The 17,353-nt window shown below is 67.1% G+C and carries 21 protein-coding genes; 17 read left to right on the top strand and 4 right to left on the bottom strand.

Annotated elements, in window-relative coordinates; genetic code table 11:
- Positions 1-20 precede the first annotated feature (20 nt).
- From kdsA to dsbD, 6 genes are all read left to right on the top strand, one after another.
- Entirely contained in the window at positions 21-875 is an 855-nt protein-coding gene (gene kdsA / locus ACLIJ1_RS18995) for a 3-deoxy-8-phosphooctulonate synthase (RefSeq protein WP_411367540.1), read from the top strand.
- A complete protein-coding gene (locus tag ACLIJ1_RS18990) occupies positions 872-1,159 on the top strand; it encodes a DUF1330 domain-containing protein (RefSeq protein WP_411367125.1) in 288 nt (95 codons plus the stop codon). Before kdsA ends, ACLIJ1_RS18990 begins: the two co-directional genes overlap by 4 nt.
- Positions 1,160-1,206: 47 nt before the next feature.
- Complete coding sequence (gene eno, locus ACLIJ1_RS18985) at positions 1,207-2,493, top strand: phosphopyruvate hydratase (RefSeq protein WP_411367124.1); 1,287 nt, start codon at positions 1,207-1,209, stop codon at positions 2,491-2,493.
- Between the two features lie 30 nt (positions 2,494-2,523).
- A complete protein-coding gene (locus tag ACLIJ1_RS18980) occupies positions 2,524-2,808 on the top strand; it encodes an FtsB family cell division protein (protein WP_411367123.1) in 285 nt (94 codons plus the stop codon).
- An 8-nt stretch (positions 2,809-2,816) separates the two neighbouring features.
- A complete protein-coding gene (locus tag ACLIJ1_RS18975; RefSeq protein ID WP_411367122.1) occupies positions 2,817-3,503 on the top strand; it encodes an AAA family ATPase in 687 nt (228 codons plus the stop codon).
- Positions 3,504-3,576: 73 nt separating this feature from the next.
- Positions 3,577-5,370 (top strand): protein-disulfide reductase DsbD, encoded by a 1,794-nt coding sequence (dsbD, locus tag ACLIJ1_RS18970; protein ID WP_411367121.1) that lies wholly within the window; start codon positions 3,577-3,579, stop codon positions 5,368-5,370.
- A 35-nt stretch (positions 5,371-5,405) separates the two neighbouring features.
- Here dsbD and ACLIJ1_RS18965 read toward each other — a convergent pair whose 3' ends face one another.
- Both ACLIJ1_RS18965 and ACLIJ1_RS18960 read right to left on the bottom strand, forming a co-directional pair.
- The gene (locus ACLIJ1_RS18965; protein WP_411367120.1) at positions 5,406-6,416 is read right to left on the bottom strand and encodes a DUF5666 domain-containing protein; all 1,011 of its coding nucleotides are present in this window, start codon (positions 6,414-6,416) and stop codon (positions 5,406-5,408) included.
- The gene (locus tag ACLIJ1_RS18960; RefSeq protein ID WP_411367119.1) at positions 6,413-7,342 is read right to left on the bottom strand and encodes a DUF6502 family protein; all 930 of its coding nucleotides are present in this window, start codon (positions 7,340-7,342) and stop codon (positions 6,413-6,415) included. Before ACLIJ1_RS18960 ends, ACLIJ1_RS18965 begins: the two co-directional genes overlap by 4 nt.
- A 162-nt stretch (positions 7,343-7,504) precedes the next feature.
- Between ACLIJ1_RS18960 and ACLIJ1_RS18955 the strand changes: the two genes are divergently transcribed.
- Genes ACLIJ1_RS18955 through ACLIJ1_RS18930 form a run of 6 tightly spaced genes read left to right on the top strand, consistent with a single transcriptional unit; the run spans position 7,505 to position 11,401 of the window.
- On the top strand, positions 7,505-8,014 hold the full coding sequence (locus ACLIJ1_RS18955; RefSeq protein ID WP_411367118.1) for a TlpA family protein disulfide reductase: 510 nt from the start codon (positions 7,505-7,507) through the stop codon (positions 8,012-8,014).
- A 2-nt stretch (positions 8,015-8,016) separates the two neighbouring features.
- Positions 8,017-8,241 (top strand): DUF4266 domain-containing protein, encoded by a 225-nt coding sequence (locus ACLIJ1_RS18950; protein ID WP_411367117.1) that lies wholly within the window; start codon positions 8,017-8,019, stop codon positions 8,239-8,241.
- 10 nt (positions 8,242-8,251) lie between these two features.
- A complete protein-coding gene (locus tag ACLIJ1_RS18945) occupies positions 8,252-9,424 on the top strand; it encodes a DUF3570 domain-containing protein (protein ID WP_411367116.1) in 1,173 nt (390 codons plus the stop codon).
- Between the two features lie 16 nt (positions 9,425-9,440).
- A complete protein-coding gene (locus tag ACLIJ1_RS18940; protein ID WP_411367115.1) occupies positions 9,441-10,400 on the top strand; it encodes an FAD:protein FMN transferase in 960 nt (319 codons plus the stop codon).
- Positions 10,397-10,789: a c-type cytochrome gene (locus ACLIJ1_RS18935; protein WP_411367114.1), complete on the top strand. Its 393-nt coding sequence runs from the start codon at positions 10,397-10,399 to the stop codon at positions 10,787-10,789. Before ACLIJ1_RS18940 ends, ACLIJ1_RS18935 begins: the two co-directional genes overlap by 4 nt.
- Positions 10,790-10,807: 18 nt before the next feature.
- A complete protein-coding gene (locus ACLIJ1_RS18930) occupies positions 10,808-11,401 on the top strand; it encodes a c-type cytochrome (RefSeq protein WP_411367113.1) in 594 nt (197 codons plus the stop codon).
- Positions 11,402-11,489: 88 nt separating this feature from the next.
- Here ACLIJ1_RS18930 and ACLIJ1_RS18925 read toward each other — a convergent pair whose 3' ends face one another.
- Positions 11,490-12,470 (bottom strand): Hsp33 family molecular chaperone HslO, encoded by a 981-nt coding sequence (locus tag ACLIJ1_RS18925; protein WP_411367112.1) that lies wholly within the window; start codon positions 12,468-12,470, stop codon positions 11,490-11,492.
- A 38-nt stretch (positions 12,471-12,508) separates the two neighbouring features.
- Positions 12,509-13,033: a gamma carbonic anhydrase family protein gene (locus ACLIJ1_RS18920; protein ID WP_411367111.1), complete on the bottom strand. Its 525-nt coding sequence runs from the start codon at positions 13,031-13,033 to the stop codon at positions 12,509-12,511.
- A 57-nt stretch (positions 13,034-13,090) separates the two neighbouring features.
- On the opposite strand from ACLIJ1_RS18920, the gene ACLIJ1_RS18915 reads away from it, so the two are divergent.
- Genes ACLIJ1_RS18915 through ACLIJ1_RS18895 form a run of 5 tightly spaced genes read left to right on the top strand, consistent with a single transcriptional unit; the run spans position 13,091 to position 17,348 of the window.
- The gene (locus ACLIJ1_RS18915; RefSeq protein ID WP_411367110.1) at positions 13,091-13,957 is read left to right on the top strand and encodes a ferritin-like domain-containing protein; all 867 of its coding nucleotides are present in this window, start codon (positions 13,091-13,093) and stop codon (positions 13,955-13,957) included.
- Between the two features lie 34 nt (positions 13,958-13,991).
- Positions 13,992-15,389 carry an ATP-dependent RNA helicase DbpA gene (gene dbpA, locus ACLIJ1_RS18910; protein WP_411367109.1) on the top strand — a complete coding sequence of 466 codons (1,398 nt, stop codon included), beginning with the start codon at positions 13,992-13,994 and terminating at the stop codon, positions 15,387-15,389.
- A 58-nt stretch (positions 15,390-15,447) separates the two neighbouring features.
- On the top strand, positions 15,448-16,464 hold the full coding sequence (locus tag ACLIJ1_RS18905; protein ID WP_411367108.1) for a hypothetical protein: 1,017 nt from the start codon (positions 15,448-15,450) through the stop codon (positions 16,462-16,464).
- Positions 16,465-16,482: 18 nt separating this feature from the next.
- A complete protein-coding gene (locus ACLIJ1_RS18900; RefSeq protein ID WP_411367107.1) occupies positions 16,483-16,731 on the top strand; it encodes a DUF3297 family protein in 249 nt (82 codons plus the stop codon).
- 8 nt (positions 16,732-16,739) lie between these two features.
- Positions 16,740-17,348, top strand: coding sequence for a DUF1439 domain-containing protein (locus ACLIJ1_RS18895; RefSeq protein WP_411367106.1), 609 nt, complete (start codon positions 16,740-16,742; stop codon positions 17,346-17,348).
- Positions 17,349-17,353 lie beyond the last annotated feature (5 nt).

Below are 17,353 nucleotides of genomic sequence, written 5' to 3'. Positions count from 1 at the left end.
CGGCAGAGCGAAACATGCCCATGCAACTCTGCGGATTCGACGTCGGCCTGGACAGGCGCTTTTTCCTGATCGCGGGCACCTGCTCGATCGAGGGGCTGCAGATGTCCCTCGACGTCGCCGGCCAGCTCAAGGAAATCTGTTCGGCACTCGGCATCCCGCTGATCTACAAGGGCTCATTTGACAAGGCCAACCGCTCATCCGGCGCCAGCCAGCGCGGTGTCGGCATCGACGCCGGCCTGAAGATCCTGGACGAGGTACGCCGGCAGACCGGCCTGCCCGTGCTCACCGACGTGCACGAAGAGTCGCAGATCGCCGAAGTCGCCAGCGTCGTGGACGTGCTGCAGACGCCGGCCTTCCTGTGCCGCCAGACCGATTTCATCCGCGCCGTGGCCCAGTCGGGCAAGCCGGTGAACATCAAGAAGGGCCAGTTCCTCGCGCCCTGGGACATGAAGAACGTGATCGACAAGGCCCGCGCTGCCGCGAAGGAAGCCGGCCTGTCGGAAGACCGCTTTCTCGCCTGCGAGCGCGGCGTGAGCTTTGGCTACAACAACCTCGTGGCCGACATGACCAGCCTGGCCGAGATGCGCAAGTCCGGCGCGCCGGTGGTGTTCGACGTGACCCACTCGGTGCAGAAGCCTGGCGGCCTGGGCAACGTCAGCGGTGGCGCGCGCGAGATGGTGCCGGTGCTGGCCCGGGCCGGTGTGGCTGCGGGCGTGGCTGGCCTTTTCATGGAAACGCACCCCAAACCGGCCGAAGCCTGGTCCGACGGCCCGAACGCCGTGCCGCTGGGCCGCATGAAGGCGCTGCTGGAAACCCTGGTCGCGCTCGATTCCGTAACCAAAACAACTCCGCTGCTGGAGGACGATTTCCAATGAGCGGGTACATCATTGCGGACGTGACCGTCACCGACGAAGCGCAGATGAAGGTCTACCGCGAGTGGAGCACGCGTGCCATGCAGGAGTTCGGCGCCGAGGTTCTGGTGCGCGGTGGCCGTGTCGAGCCGCTGGAAGGCGACTGGAACCCGCAACGGGTCGTGGTGCTGAAGTTCAAGGACATCGCCACTGCGCAGGCCTATTACCAGTCCGAGACCTATACCCATGCGCGCACGATGCGCGAGGGCGCGGGCTCGATCCGCATGTTGGCTGTCGAGGGCGTGTGAGCGCCCTTCCCTGTTTTCTTGTTTGACTTGTTCCAAAGGTAGAAAAGATGAGTGCAATCGTTGATATCGTCGGCCGCGAAGTCCTGGACAGCCGTGGCAACCCCACCGTCGAATGCGACGTCCTGCTGGAATCGGGCGTGATGGGCCGTGCGGCCGTGCCGTCGGGCGCCTCCACCGGCTCGCGCGAAGCCATCGAGCTGCGCGACGGCGACAAGAAGCGTTACCTCGGCAAGGGCGTGCTCAAGGCCGTTGAAAACATCAACACCGAAATCAGCGAAGCCGTGCTGGGCTTGGACGCCTCCGAGCAGGCCTTTCTGGACAAGACCCTGATCGACCTCGATGGCACCGAAAACAAGGGCCGCCTGGGCGCCAACGCCATGTTGGCCGTGTCGATGGCCGTGGCCCGCGCCGCAGCTGAAGAAGCCGGCCTGCCGCTGTACCGCTACTTCGGCGGCATGAGCGCGGTGCAGATGCCCGTGCCGATGATGAACATCATCAACGGCGGCGCCCATGCCAACAACTCGCTGGACCTGCAGGAGCTGATGATCATCCCCGTGGGCGCGCCGTCGTTCCGCGAAGCCCTGCGCTGGGGTGCCGAGGTGTTCCATGCCCTCAAGGCCATCCTGCACGACAAGCACATCAGCACCGCCGTGGGCGACGAAGGCGGCTTTGCCCCCTCGGTCGAGAACCATGAAGCCGCGCTGCAACTGATCCTGCAGGCCATCGACAAGGCCGGTTACACCGCTGGCGAGCAGATCGCCCTGGGCCTGGACTGCGCCGCCAGCGAGTTCTACAAGGACGGCAAGTACGTGCTCGAAGGTGAAGGCGGCATCGCGCTGACCGCCGAGCAGTGGACCGACATGCTGGCCACCTGGGCCGACAAGTACCCCATCATCTCGATCGAAGACGGCATGGCCGAAGGCGACTGGGACGGCTGGAAGGTGCTGACCGAGCGCCTGGGAAAGAAGGTGCAGCTGGTGGGCGACGACCTGTACGTCACCAACACCAAGATCCTGAAAGAAGGCATCGACAAGGGCATCGCCAACTCGATCCTGATCAAGATCAACCAGATCGGCACCCTGACCGAAACGTTTGCAGCCATCGAAATGGCCAAGCGCGCCGGCTACACCGCTGTGATTTCGCACCGCTCGGGTGAGACCGAAGACAGCACCATCTCCGACATCGCGGTGGGCACCAACGCCGGTCAGATCAAGACCGGCTCGCTGTCGCGTTCGGACCGGATGGCCAAGTACAACCAGCTGCTGCGCATCGAGGAAGACCTGGGCGACGTGGCCGTGTACCCCGGCCGCGCTGCCTTCTACAACCTCAAGTAAGGCCTCGCAGCCGAGCGCTAAACTCCGCCCATGGCAAACCGCTTTGTCCCCGGCCTCCTGATCACACTGCTGCTCGTCGTGCACGCGCAGCTGTGGTTCGGCCGGGGCAGCGTGCCCCAGGTGAATCGAATGAAGGCGGAGTTGGCGCTGCTCGAATCGGTCAACCGGCAGGCGCAGTGGCGCAACGACCGGCTGGCCAGCGAAGTGCGTGACCTCCACGAAGGTCTGGGCATGGTCGAGGAACTGGCCCGCCAGGACCTGGGCATGGTCCGGCCCAACGAGATCTTCGTCCAGATCGCCCACAAGAAGCCCTGAGCGACGCCGTGGCACTGGTTGTCACGCTGCTCGGCGGCGAATCCACCGGCAAGACCACGCTCGAGCACGCCCTGTGCGCTCAGCTTCAAGCGCTGGGCCTGTCCACTCTCCTGGTTCCCGAACACCTGCGCCAATGGTGCGAAGCCCGTGGCCGCGCGCCCCACGCCGACGAGCAGGCTGCCCTGGCACTCGAACAGGCCCGCCTGATCGACGATGCGGCTCGCCAGGCGACCCTGCAGGTGGTGATCGCCGACACGGCCCCGCTCGTGATCGCCGCTTACAGCGAGCTGTACTTCAACGACCTCAGCTTGTTGCCCGATGCGCTGCGCTGGCAACAGACCGTCGGCCTCACGCTGCTCATGGGACTGGACCTGCCCTGGGTGTCGGACGGTTTTTTTCGCGACAGCCCGGCGGTGCGGGACGCCACCGACGCGGTGCTGCGTCGCGAACTCCAATCGGCCGGCCTGCCCTTCCAGACGGTCTACGGCCAGGGGAAGGCCCGTGAACAGCAGGCGCTGCGCGCCATCGGCCGCGCTCTCGGACCTTCCCTCGGCGGTGTCCTCCTGGCCGGCAATGCCGACTGGGCGTCGGGTCGCCGCCCCTGGAGCTGCGAGAAGTGCAGCGACCCCGACTGCGAACACCGCCTCTTCAGCGGGCTGCTGGCCCGCAGCGCCGACAACAGTTCGACACACTGAGTTTTCCTTAAATTTGGGATTTATTCCCAAATCATGATTCAATAGCGGCCTTGCCATCCCACGGAGAGCCGCCATGCGCGTTCGGTCTCGTGGCTGGACACTGCGCCTGCTTGGCGTCCTGTTCGGCCTGTTTGCCCTGTCTGGACCTGTCCTCGCCGAGGACTTCCTGCCACCCGAGCAGGCCTTTGTCCTGACCACCACGCCGCAGCCAGACCAGACCATCCGCGTCCACTGGCAAGTGGCACCGGGCTACCACCTTTACCGCGACCGGCTGTCGTTCCAGGGCGAAGGCCCGGCGACCGAATGGAAGGCCGTCGCCCTTCCGCCGGCCAAAGAGGTTTTCGACAGCAACTTCAACCGTGCGATGGCGGTCTACACCGCACCTGTCGACATCGACGTGCGCCTGGTCCGGGGCACCAGCCGCAGCCTGACCATCGGCTGGCAGGGATGCGCCGACGACGGCCTGTGCTACCCGCCCGAGTCGCGTGAACTGAAGCTGGACACGGCCTACACCGCCAAGCCCGCACCGGCGACACCCGCCCCGGACGACGACAACGCGATCGCCCGCGCACTGGCCTCGGGCAGCTTGCTCAAGGTGACCGGCGCCTTCCTCGTGGCGGGACTGCTGCTGGCCTTCACGCCCTGCGTGCTGCCCATGGTGCCCATCCTCTCTTCGCTCATCGCGGGCCAGGGCGCTCCGGTCGGCCGCACCAGGGGCTTCCTGCTTTCACTGTCGTATTCGGTCGGCATGGCCCTGGTCTACGCGGCCTTTGGCGTGGCCGCCGGGCTGGCGGGCGAAGGGCTGGCGGCGTTCCTGCAGAACCCTTGGGTGCTGGGCGCTTTTGCCGCCTTGCTCAGCGCAATGGCGCTGTCGATGTTCGGCGTCTATGAATTGCAGATGCCCAGCTTCGTCCAGACCCGGGCCACCCAGTGGTCCAACCGCTTCTCGGGCGGCTCGTTCGTCGGTGTGTTCCTGATGGGCGGCGTGTCGGCGCTGGTCGTCGGCCCCTGTGTGGCCGCGCCGCTGGCGGGCGCACTGGTCTACATCAGCCAGACCAGGGACGTCGTGATGGGCGGTACCGCGCTGTTTGCGATGGCCATGGGCATGAGCGTGCCGCTGCTGCTGGTCGGACTGTCTGCCGGAAGCCTGCTGCCCCGCGCTGGCACCTGGATGGAGCAGGTCAAGAAGGTCTTCGGCATGGTGCTCTTCGGTGTCGCCATCTGGCTGGTCTCGCCGGTGCTGCCGCCAGCGGTACACATGCTGTTGTGGGCGGCATGGGCGCTGGCGGGCGCCGCCCTGCTGGGTCTGTTCGGTCACCACCCCGACCGCAACGCCACGCGACCCGCCGCCCGCGCGGTCGCGTTCGCGCTCGGTGGCATCGCGGCCGTTCTTCTGGTCGGTGCCGCCTCGGGCGGCAGTTCGGTGCTGCAGCCACTGGCACATCTGCGCCCCGGCGGCGCCACAGGGGTCACGGCAGCCGCCCCGGCCACCGAAGCCAGGTTGCCGTTCCAGCGTGTCAAGGATCTGCACGAGCTCGATGCGATGCTGGCCAAGGCGGGCCAGGAAGGGCAGCGTGTGATGCTCGATTTCTACGCCGACTGGTGCGTCGCGTGCAAGGAGTTCGAGGCCCTCACGTTCAGCGAGCCGGTGGTTCGCCAGCGCCTGTCGGCGGTCAAGCTGCTGCAGGTCGACGTCACCGCCAACAACAGCGCCGACCGCGAACTGCTCAAGCGCTATGGCCTCTTCGGCCCGCCGGGCGTGCTCTTCTTCAACCCGTCGCGCAAAGAAGGCGTTGTGCACAAGGTCATCGGCTTCCAGAACGCCCAGGCGTTCCAGGCCAGCCTGGACCGCGCCCTGACGCCCTGACACCCTGCCCACCAGGGGTCAGGGCTGCAAGGACCTCAGTCGTGGTCCTCGTGTTCGATCCTGGTCGCCACCAGGACCGAGCCATGCCAGCTGCCATAGACCTCGATTTCCTGCCCAACCTGGAGACCCGCCGCCGCACCAGCCACCGCCGAAGCGTCGACCTGCACCGAGCCCAGCATGAAGTAGGCGCCGGAGAATGCTGAGGTCACCACGCCCTCGATCTCCACCACCTTGCCGGAGCCGGTGTCGCCGCGCACGTCGATGCGCCGCACGGCGCTGACTTCGAGCTGCTGCTTCTCGGCATCCCATTCCCCGGTCAGGCGGTAGAGACCGCCGCCGAGGCCGGAGGCCTTGTCGCCGGTCAGGCGGATCCCGTTGACCGAGCGGTTCTCGCCCGAGCCTTCGACCCTGCCGGTCACGGTCGCCCGGTGGCCAGATGCGGCGTCCACCCGTGTCGCCACCCACTGGCGACCATCGGCGTCGGCCTGCAGCCCCCAGACCACGACCGTCTGGCCCACGGAGGGCGACACGTCGGCAAAGGTCGAGGCTTTGAGCGAGATGCTCATGCCCATGACCGTGAAGCGGTCACCGCCAGCGCTGGTCACGGTCCCTTGCGCAATCGACCAGACGTCGATCGCCTGCGCCACACCGGTCAGGCCGTCGGCAGCGCGGGTGCCGCTGATGCCGGCCACCATGCCCAGGCGCAGTGCCGAACTGCTCGCGCCCGAGCCATCGATCGTGATGCGGGCGCCGCTGTCGTCATAGTGCACGCCGTTGATGATCACGCTGCCAAAGCCAGAGATCGGACCGAGCACCGAAATACCGGTGCCACCCGTGCCGGGGGTGCCGGCCGTCTGCGTGGAGCCGTCGCTTCCGGTCTGAGCGGGAGAAGCGGGCGACCCGGAGCCTCCCGACGCAGCGTCGCTGGCGGCGGTACCGTCGCCAGCGGTGTTCGAACTGCCGCCGCAACCCGCCAGCGCGGCCACCGCCAGCGCAATCCAGTGACGGCGACTGACCGAGGCGGCGGGAGTGGGAACCTGTCTCATGGATTGCTCTTTCTTTTGTGACGCCGGGCAGTGGACTTCGGCGCCGCTTCGGCGCCGACCTCCTCCTGGTCCACCTGGCTGAAATACACACCAAAACGGACCCGCACCTTGGGGGCTTCCTGCGCCTGGCTGCGCTGTTCGGCGACGGTGGCCGACACCAGAAACTGCTGCAGCACATCGGCCCACAGCCGCCGTGCGGCCTGCTGGAGGGCTGCTGCCTGTTCCGCCGTCAAACCGTCGGAAAACGCGCTTTGCTCAAGCAGCGGCGGCCCCACGCGGTGCGGCGAGAGGTTGTGCGCGGCGGTGGACAGGTGATCACCCACGTTGTTGGCCAGGAAGTGGAAGGAGTCATTCAACCCCTCCTTGGGCACGAAAGCGGTGTCATTGAGTTGCACCAAGCCGTCCTCCTGCACGGTGGCCACACCCAGCCGCTGCAGCTCCTCCAGCACGGCCCGGGCACCCACGTCGCGGCTGACCTCGGCAATCAGCATGGAGAAATCGGGCTCGCCCGGATGGCCCAGCCGCGGCGTGCGCGCCAGCGGCAGCGGCGTGCGGTCGGCGCGCAGGAAACGCGGATCGCTGATCCACCGGGCCACCACGGCCGTGGCGATCGGAACCATGGGCGGCGTCAGGCCGGAGTCGTCGGGTACCTGCTCGCGCAGGCGCCGCACGTCCTTGCGGTGCACGCCGGTCTGGATCGCGATGCGCGAGTCGGAATTGCTGCGGTCTGTCGGGCCGTAACTCGCCACGGCTTCGTCGACCAGGGCTTTCTTGAGCAGTTCCACCATCGACGGCAGCTGCAGGCCGTGGTCGATCATGAGCCGCGCCAGCGGCCGCAGCAGACGCAGCACCGCCGCTGCCGCCAGTTCGGGCTGGGGCAATCCGGCGCCTGACGAAGCGCTGTCGGGATCGGGAGGCTGGCTCATGAGAGGGGATTTTCGCGCCCCAAAAGGCGCTTGGCGCAGACGCCGAATGAAACAAGTTTATGGGTTTATTTACCAAATTTCCAGGCGAAGCCTTGACATCACCGGGAGCAAGGTTACCATTTAAGGGAAATTTTCCCAAATTTAAAAGTTGTCTGGAGTTCCATGCACCAAAAACCCCGCCTCCTCAGGGACATCGCCTCCCTCGCCCTGACCGGCCTGCTGACCTGCAGTGCCTTCGCCCTCGAGGTCGGTCAACCTGCCCCCGCCTTTGAACTGCCGGGCCAGCAAGGCACGGTGCAGCTCTCCGCCTACAAGGGCAAGACGGTGTACCTCGATTTCTGGGCGTCCTGGTGCGGCCCCTGCAAGCAGTCGTTTCCGTGGATGAACGACATGCAGAAAAAGTACGGCGCCAAGGGCTTGCGGGTGGTCGGCGTGAACCTCGACCAGAAGCCGGAAGACGCCAAGGCCTTCCTGGCTGCCACCCCGGCCCAGTTCGACATTGCCTTCGACAGCGCAGGACAGGCGCCCAAACAGTACGGGGTCAAGGGCATGCCCACCTCGATGCTGATCGGCCCGGACGGCAAGGTCCTGATGGTCCACCAGGGCTTCAAGGCCGAAAGCCGGGACGAACTCGAAGCCCAGATCAAGCAAGCCCTCCACATCAAGGAATGACGATGCGCACCCAACTTCTGCTCGCGCTGGCGGCCGGCATGACGCTGCTGACCGGCTGCTCCAACCTCGGCCAGGTCCAGGCCTGGGAAAAAGGCCAGTTGGCCAAGCCGGCCATGACCTTTGAAGCCGATCCGCTGGACCAGCGCTTCATGCAGCACATCTACGGCAGCAAGGAAGCCGCCAGCGGCGGCTACGGCGTGGGCGGCGGCGGCTGCGGCTGCAACTGAGGACCGGAACATGAACGACCAAACACACCACAACACCTCCGGCAGCGTCCTTCTCGCCTCGCTGATGCTGCCGGGCCTGGCGACCCTTGCCATGGCACTGCCCTCCGACGCTCGCGCGGAAGCACCACCGGAAAAATCCACCCTGTCGCTGAAGTACGGCAACTACCAGGACAGCGAGTCCGGCTGGACCCGCGTCACCGTCAATGCGCCGCAGGTCTACCTGATGACGCCCATCGGCGAGCAGTGGTCGGTCGAAGCCTCTGGCGTGGTCGACAGCGTCTCGGGCGCCTCGCCGCGCATGCACACCCTGCGTTCGGGCGCCAGCCGGATGGAAGACGACCGCAAGGCCGGCGACGTCAAGGTCACGCGCTACTTCAGCCGTGCCGCGGTTTCCGCCAGCTTCGCGCTGTCGGACGAACACGACTACACGTCCAAGGCCCTGGGCCTGCAGGCGCGCTGGTCGAGCGACGACAACAACCGCACCTGGACCGTCGGCACCGGTTTCTCGCGCGACCGCATCGACAACCAGTCCAACGGCGTCAACACCGCCATCAACCAGCGCAAGCGTGTCAACGAAATCATGGGCGGCGTCACGCAGGTGCTGACCGCGTCGGACATCGTGCAGTTCAACCTGACCCGCGGCATGGGTTCAGGCTACTTCAACGACCCGTACAAGCTGTTCGACAACCGGCCCGACAAGCGCAACACCTGGATCGGCCTGGCGCGCTGGAACCACCACATCGCGTCGCTGGACACCACAGCCCGCACCAGCTACCGCTACTACTCGGACACCTTCGGCGTGCGCGCGCACACCGTGGATCTGGAACTGGTCAAGGCAGTCGGCCCCTGGACCTTCACGCCCGGCGTGCGTTACTACATGCAAAGCGCGGCGTCGTTCTACTTCGACCCGGTGCTCGACAGCAACGGCAACTACAACACCGCTGCCACCATGCAGCGCGCCGCCGGGATCTCGGGCTACCGGTCCGCCGACCAGCGCCTGTCGGCCTTCGGCGCCTGGAACTGGTCGATGAAGGTGGCCTACGCGCTGTCCAAGAACACCACGGCCGACGTCAAGCTCGATCTCTACCGCCAGTCGTCCAGCCTGCGCATCGGTGGCGGCAGTCCGGGTCTGTCGCCGATGAACGCCCGCACCATCCAGGTCGGGTTGACGCACCAGTTCTGACGGACACGCCGCCGCCATGCAAACCTTGCTGTTCGAGTTCCGCGCGATGGGAGGCCCCTGCAGCTTCCATCTGCGCGGCACCAGCGGATCGCACGCAGAGCAGTCGGCGCGCAAGGCCATTGCCGAGGTGCGGCGCATCGAGGCGAAGTTCTCGCGCTATCTCGAAGACAGCGTGGTCTCTCGCATCAACCGTGCAGCGGGAAACGCGGCGGTCCAGGTTGACGAAGAGACCCGCCAGCTGCTGATGTTCGCGGACCAGCTCTGGCGCCAGAGCGATGGTCTGTTCGACATCACCTCTGGCGTGTTGCGCCAGGCCTGGAACTTCTCGGCCCAGGCACTGCCTTCGCCGTACCGCCTGGCCGATGCACGGTCGCGGATCGGCTGGGAGCGGGTGCACATCGGCGATGACCGCGTGCGCCTGGCCGACGCGGGCATGGAGATCGACTTCGGCGGCTTCGGCAAGGAGTACGCGGCCGACCGCGCCGCGGTCGTGCTGCGCGAAGCCGGCGTCGAACACGCCCTGGTGAACCTCGGTGGCGATCTGCACGCACTCGGCGATCCGTCCGCAGCGTCGGCCGTTCCCTGGTCTATCGACATCCAGCACCCGCGCCCGCCAGTGGCCCATCCGATGGCCAGCATCGCCCGCGTTTCGCTGAAACAGGGGGGTCTGGCGACCAGTGGCGATTACGAACGATTCATCGAAGTCGACGGCCGCCGCTACTGCCACATCCTCAACCCGCTGACCGGATGGCCAGTCAGCGTCCACCAGTCGATCAGTGTGCTGGCCCCCAACGCCACCGCGGCGGGAGCCCTGACCACCATCGCCATGCTCAAGGAAGAAGGCGCCATCGCCTGGCTGGAAAGCCAGGGCGCCAGCTACCTCGCCGTCGGCCACGGCGGACACGTCCGCACCAACGCGCCCCAGTTCCACCTCACATCGACACAAGCATCCACCGCCACGAGTCCACAACCATGAACACCCACCTGCACCGCCTGACCCTGATCGCCCTGACCACCAGCCTGGCCGCCCTCACCGCCTGCGGCGGCGGAGGCGGTGGCGACTCCACCACGCCGGCCGCCACGACCACCGCAGGCACGGACACCACCGCAACACCCGCACCCGCGGCTGCCCCTGCCGCGTCTCCGTCGGCCCTCAACGGCAAGTCGCTGTACCAGGCCAACTGCGCCTCCTGCCACGGCGGCAACCCGGCGCAAAACATCAGCAAGGTGCTCAAGGGCACCGCGCCGGGCAACACGCTCAACGCCATCGCCAGCAACGCAGGTGGCATGGGCTACCTCAGCGGCACCATCGGCGCCGCACAAGCCAACGACATCGCCGCCTACCTGGCCCAACCCAACATCTGACCTCACCGGGAGAACACCATGTCAACTGCCACCGGCCTGCACCTTTGTGCCCTGACGCTCGCCATTGCCACCCTCAGCGCCTGTGGCGGAGGCAGTGACACCACCGTGACCGAAAACGAATGCAGCACCAGCGCCCCGGCCCCGGTTGCTGCGGCAACGCCAGCGGCCGCACCGGCGGCGGCGCCAGCGACAAGCAACAGTCGTGACGATGACGGCGACGACGACAACGAGCGCGAACACGACAAGAGCGTGCAGATCAAAGCCACCAGTTGCCCGGCCCCGTCGACCGGCACCACCACTGCCGCGGCTCCGGCCGATACAGGCTCCACCACGGCAGGCTCACCGGCGCCGGCCCCGGCTCCCGCCCCTGCTCCGGCGCCTGCAGCAAGTGCCTCGGCACTCAACGGCAAGAGTCTCTACGCGGGCAACTGCGCCTCCTGCCACGGCGGCGATCCGACCCAGAACATCAGCAAGATCCTGCGAGGCACGTCGGCGTCCAACACGCTGGGCGCCATTGCCGGCAACAAGGGCGGCATGGGCTTCCTCAGCGGCTCTATCGGCGCCGCCGAAGCCAACGACATCGCGGCCTACCTGGCCCAGCCAGGGATCTGAGAATGCCCCCCACGCTCCACCGTGCACGGGTCGCTGCCCCCCGAGGGGGCTGATCCGGCTTGGGGCGGCCCTGCGCCGGATCGCCGGTTCAGTGCACGCCGGGGGAACCCGGCGGCTGGCTGGCTGCCTGCAGGAACACCTGCGCGGCATCCACCGGGTCGAAGCGGTACTGCGCACCACAGAAGTCGCAGCCCACTTCCACCTGGCCCTGCTCCGCGATGATCGATTCGATCTCGTCGCGGCCCAGTGAACGCAGCATGCCGCTGACCCGCTCGCGCGAGCAGGTGCAGGCAAAACGCGGTCCTTCGGCACCGGCCAGCGGCTCGAAGCGGCGCACGTCCTCTTCCCAGAACAGGCGGTGCAGGATGGTCTCGGCGTCCAGCGTCAACAGTTCTTCCCGCTTGAGGCTGGCGGCCAGCATGGCGATGCGGTTGTAGTCTTCGTTCTGGCCGATCTGGTCTTCGTCGCGCGCCACGGCGCCCGCACCCGACAGGTTGTCCTGGCCCTGCAGCGGCAGGCGCTGGATCAGCAGGCCGGCCGCGACCTGGTCGTTGGCGGCCAACACCAGCCGAGTGTCCAGCTGCTCGCTCTGCAGCATGTAGTGCTCGATCACCTCGCTGAGCTTTTCCAGCTTCTCTCGCTGGTCACCGAACAGCGGCACCACGCCCTGGTAGGGTTGCTGGCCGGGCAGCCGGTCTTTGGGATCGAGGGTGATCGCGCAGCGGCCCTGGTTGTTCACATTGACCATGTGCGACAGCGGCGCGTCTTCGGCCACATCCCCCATCACATTGGCGGTCGCCCGCAGCGTCAGGTCGGGCTGCACTTCTGCCACCGCCAGCTTCACCGGCCCGTCACCCTGCACCTGAAGAATGAGCGCGCCGTTGAACTTGATGTTGGCCTGCATCAATGTGGCCGCGGCGGTCATCTCGCCCAGCAGTTCGGTCACGGCCGCGGGATAGCCGCCGGCCTGCTGGCGGCGGCGCAGGATTTCCTGCCAGCCGTCGGTCAGGCGCACCAGCATGCCACGCACCGGCAGGCCTTCAAACATGAATTTGTGGAGTTCGGACACGCGGGTCTTTCTGCGAAACAAAAGCCGACAACTGCGGCTCAACCAATCTTTTTCAAGCCCTGACGGAAGCGCTCGGCGTTGTCGCGGTAGTGCAAGGCGCTCTTGCGCAGCCCCTCGATCTGCTCTGGCGTGAGCTGGCGAACCACCCGGGCCGGGCTGCCCATGATCATGGATCCGTCGGGAAACTCCTTGCCTTCGGTGACCAGCGAGCCTGCGCCGACCAGGCAGTTCCTGCCGATCTTCACGCCGTTGAGCACGACGGCGCCGATGCCAATCAGCGATTCGTCACCGATGGTGCAGCCATGCAGCATGACCAGGTGCCCTACCGTCACACGTTCGCCGACCACCAGCGGCATGCCTTCGTCGGCGTGCAGCACGCTGCCGTCCTGGATGTTGCTGCCTGCGCCGACCACGATGCGGTCGGAATCGCCGCGCGCAATCGCGCCGAACCAGACGCTGGCGCCATCACCCAGCGTGACATCACCCATCACCTGCGCGCTGTCGGCCACCCAGGCCGATTCGGCGATGTCGGGTTTGCGTCCGTCGAGTTCGTAAATCGCCATCCGTGTCTCCGTTGGGTGCGCGCCGTGGGCGCTGGTTGCAAACCTAGAATTGTAGGGATGCCCTCCCGTGACGCCGCCGCTGCCCCACTTTCCCCTTCGCCTGGCCTGCGCAAAGGCGCCCTCGCGGCACTGTGCCAATCCGACCCGCAAGCCAAGGTCGAGGCCACCCACGCGCTATGGAGCGCGCTGACCGCACTGGCGGACGAGGCCGCACGCAAACACGCCCTGTCGCCAGGCACCGCGATGGCCTCTCCCTCGCAGGCGCTGCCGGGCCGACCGCAGCGCCCGCCACTGGTTCCGCCGACCGAGGTGCCGCACCGCTCGCCGTTCACCGACGAAGGCCTGGCCGCGCTGCTGCACGCGGTCTGCCACATCGAGTTCAACGCCATCAATCTCGCGCTGGACGCGGTCTGGCGCTTTGCGGGCATGCCGCTGGATTTCTACCGCGACTGGTTGCGCGTGGCCGACGAGGAGGCCACCCACTTCACCCTGCTGCGCACGCACCTGCTCAGCCTGGGCCACGACTATGGCGACTGCCCGGCGCACGATGGCCTGTGGGAGATGTGCGTCAAGACGCAGGACGACATCACGGCGCGCATGGCGCTGGTGCCGCGCACGCTGGAAGCGCGCGGACTGGACGCGACCCCACTGATCCAGGCCCGCCTGCGCAAGGTCGGCACCCCGGCCGCGCTGCGGGCGGTCGAGATTCTGGAAGTGATCCTGCGCGACGAGATCGGCCATGTCGCCATCGGCAACCGCTGGTACGGCTGGCTCTGCGAACGCCAGCAGCTCGACCCGATCGCGCACTACCGGCAGCTCGCCCGCACGCACAGCGCCCCGCGCCTGAAGCCTCCGTTCAACGAAGCGGCGCGCCGTGCCGCCGGCTTCAGCCAGCAGGAGCTGGACTACCTGCTGGGCGCCTGAAGCCGCCGAAGTGGCGCGGGCCGGATAATCGGGAATGACTTCTGATTCCCCCGCCACCGACTTCGGCACCCTTCCCCTCTCCCCCGCCACCCTGGCCAACCTGCAGCAGCTGGGGTATCTGGCCATGACGCCGATCCAGGCCGCCTGCCTGCCGTCCGCGCTGCTGGGCAAGGACCTGATCGCACAGGCCAAGACCGGCAGCGGCAAGACCGCCGCATTCGCACTGACCCTGCTGGCGAACCTCAACCCGCGCCGCTTCGCGGTGCAGACCATGGTGCTCTGCCCCACACGCGAACTGGCCGACCAGGTCACCACCGAAATCCGGCGCCTGGCGCGCGCCGAGGACAACATCAAGGTCGTCACGCTCTGCGGCGGTGTGCCGCTGCGCGGGCAACTGGCTACGCTGGAGCACGGCGCACACATCGTGGTCGGCACGCCCGGCCGTCTCATGGACCACCTGGAACGCGGCAGCCTGCAGCTCGAAGCGCTCAACACCCTGGTGCTCGACGAGGCCGACCGCATGCTCGACATGGGCTTCTTCGACGACATCGTCAAGGTCGCCAGGCAGTGCCCCAAAGAACGCCAGACCCTGCTGTTCTCGGCCACGTATCCGGAAGGCATCGGCAAGCTGGCGGCGCAGTTCATGCGCGAACCGCTGACCATCAAGGTCGAGGCGCAGCACAGCGGCGGGCAGATCGAGCAGCGCTGGTACGAGGTCAGCGAGAAGGAGCGGCTGCACGTGGTCAGCCAGTTGCTGCTGCACTTCCGCCCTGCCAGCACGCTCGCCTTCTGCAACACCAAGGCCCAGTGCCGCGACCTGGTGGCCGTGCTGCAGGCCCAGGGCTTCAGCGCATTGGCGCTGTTTGGTGAACTGGAACAGCGCGAACGCGACCAGGTGCTGGTGCGCTTTGCCAACCGCAGCTGCTCGGTGCTGGTGGCGACCGATGTGGCTGCCCGCGGGCTCGACATCGCCAGCCTGGCCGCCGTGATCAACGTGGACGTGACGCCCGACCCCGAGGTGCACATCCACCGCATCGGCCGCACCGGCCGCGCCGGCGAAAGCGGCCTGGCACTGAACCTCGCGAGCATGGACGAAATGGGCTACGTCGGCCGCATCGAACAGTTGCAGGGCCGCGAGTCGAAGTGGCACCCGGTGTCTGAACTCACGCCGGTGAGCAAGGATCCACTGCAGCCGCCGATGGTCACGCTGCACATCCAGGGCGGCCGCAAGGAGAAGATCCGCCCCGGCGACGTGCTGGGCGCGCTCACCGCCGATCTTGGCTACACGCGCGAGCAGGTCGGCAAGATCAACGTCAACGAGTGGTCCACCTACGTCGCGGTCGACCGCGACATCGCCGAACAGGCGGCCAGCCGGCTCAATGCTGGCCGCATCAAGGGCAAGAGCGTCAAGGTACGGGTGCTTACAGATTGAGGCGGCGGCCCCTCGGCGCCTCACTACACTGACTGCTTCGGACGACACGGAGGTTTTCATGCGTACCAGAATCCGCTTCCTTGCGCTGCTGTTCGGCGCTCTCGCATTTGGCCAAGCCAGCGCCCGCGACAACGATTCCGGCGAATGGGTGCCCTGTGCCCGCGAGGGGCAGACCTGCCATGTGCCCGGGCTGGCGCAGGTCCGGTTCGGCGCCAACAACCAGTTCGCCGTGAAGAACGTGGATGGTCGGGTCGAGTGCGACACCAGCGTCTTCGGCGACCCGTCGCGCCGCCAGTCCAAGTACTGCGAATACCGCCTGGGCTGGGACCGCAACCTGCCGCGCCCCGACCGCGACGACCGCGAACGCGGCTGGGAAGACTGCGCGCGCGAAGGCGAAGTCTGCCGGTTCCGGGGCGCGCGGACCGTGCGCTTCGGGGCCGAAGGGGCCTACAACTTCCGCCGCGAGGTGGGACAGATCGAGTGCAGCATCGACGAATTCGGCGATCCGGTCTACGGCGTGCGCAAGAAGTGCCAGGTGCGCAATGAGCCCGACCGTCCGGGCTACGGCGGCCGCCCCGACGACCACCTGCCGGGTGGCGTTGGCATCGCGGGTGGTGACCGGCCCGACTTCGGCCGCCCCTCCAACCGCTGGGCCTACTGCGCCGACGAGGGCAAGACCTGCACCACCTCCATGCCGACCGTGATCCGCTACGGCGTGCCCGGCAACTACCACTACCGCCAGGTGAGCGGCACCGTGCGCTGCGACAGCCGCCTGTTCGGCGACCCCCAGCCGGGTGTGCAGAAGACCTGCGAGATCAACACCGTGCCGGTGAACCGGGCCGTGTCCCGCCAGCCCGACGCCGACGAGATTCCGCCGCTGGACGACCGCTTCTGGACAGAATGCGCCCGCGAGTCGCAGGAATGCCGCTTCCGCGGCCAGGCCCATGTGCGTTTCGGCGCCAACGGGCTCTTCCGCGTCATGCCGGCCCGCGACGGCCTGGGCTGCGACACCCACAGCTTCGGCGGCGACCCGACCCCCAATGTGCGCAAGACCTGCTCGGTCTACCGGCCTTGAGGCGGAGACAATAGCGGCATGAACGACACCACCTCCAAACCCGCCCTGCCCGACCGGCTGGCCATCGACCCGCGCAGCCCCTTCCACGTCCGTGCCGTGTTCGACCACGACATCGGCATCCTGTTCAACGACAAGGAGCGCTTCGACGTTGCCGAGTACTGCATCAGCGAAGGCTGGGTCAAGGTGCAGTCCACGAAGACCGTCGACCGCCGCGGACAGCCGGTGCTGATCCAGCTCAAGGGCCGGGTCGCGGTGTTCTACAAATAAGCTGCGGCATGCAACGTCGGCAACTCGTCTGCTCCGGCCTGTTGCTGGGCACGGGTGTGGCCGCAGCGCAAACCGCCACGCCAACACCGGTGCCTTCTGCTGCACCGGGCGACAGCGGCTCCACGACCGCGCTCCCGCGCTTCACCGTGCCGTTGGACCTGCTGCAGACAGAAGTGGCCAAGCGGTTCCCTCTGCGCTATCCGGTGGCCGGTCTGGTCAACCTCGATCTGGCCTCGCCGCGCCTGGGGTTGCTGCCCGAGCAGAACCGCATGCGCGCGCAGATGCCGGTGACCGCCGCCGGTCCGGCGCTGGCGCGCACGCAACAGGGCAGCTTCACCGTCGATTTCGGGCTGCGCTACGAACACAGCGACCGCTCGCTGCGCGCCCACCAGCTCAAGGTCTACCGCTTCCGCTTTCCTGGATTGCCGGCAGAGGCTCTGGACATGCTCAACACCTACGCGCCCGCGCTGGCCGAGCAGGCCTTGCGCGAGGTCGTGCTCTACCAGCTGCAGCCACGCGAAACAGCCATGGCCGACCTGCTGGGACTGAGGCCCGGCCGCATCAGCGTGACCGAGCAAGGGCTGCTGGTGGAACTGGCTATCAAGTCCCCGTCCTGATCCAT

This window comes from Hydrogenophaga sp. RWCD_12 (assembly GCF_046604225.1).
Classification (GTDB): Bacteria; Pseudomonadota; Gammaproteobacteria; order Burkholderiales; family Burkholderiaceae_C; genus Hydrogenophaga.
Note: the sequence above shows the minus strand (reverse complement) of the source record. Positions and strands in the feature narration are given on the sequence as shown.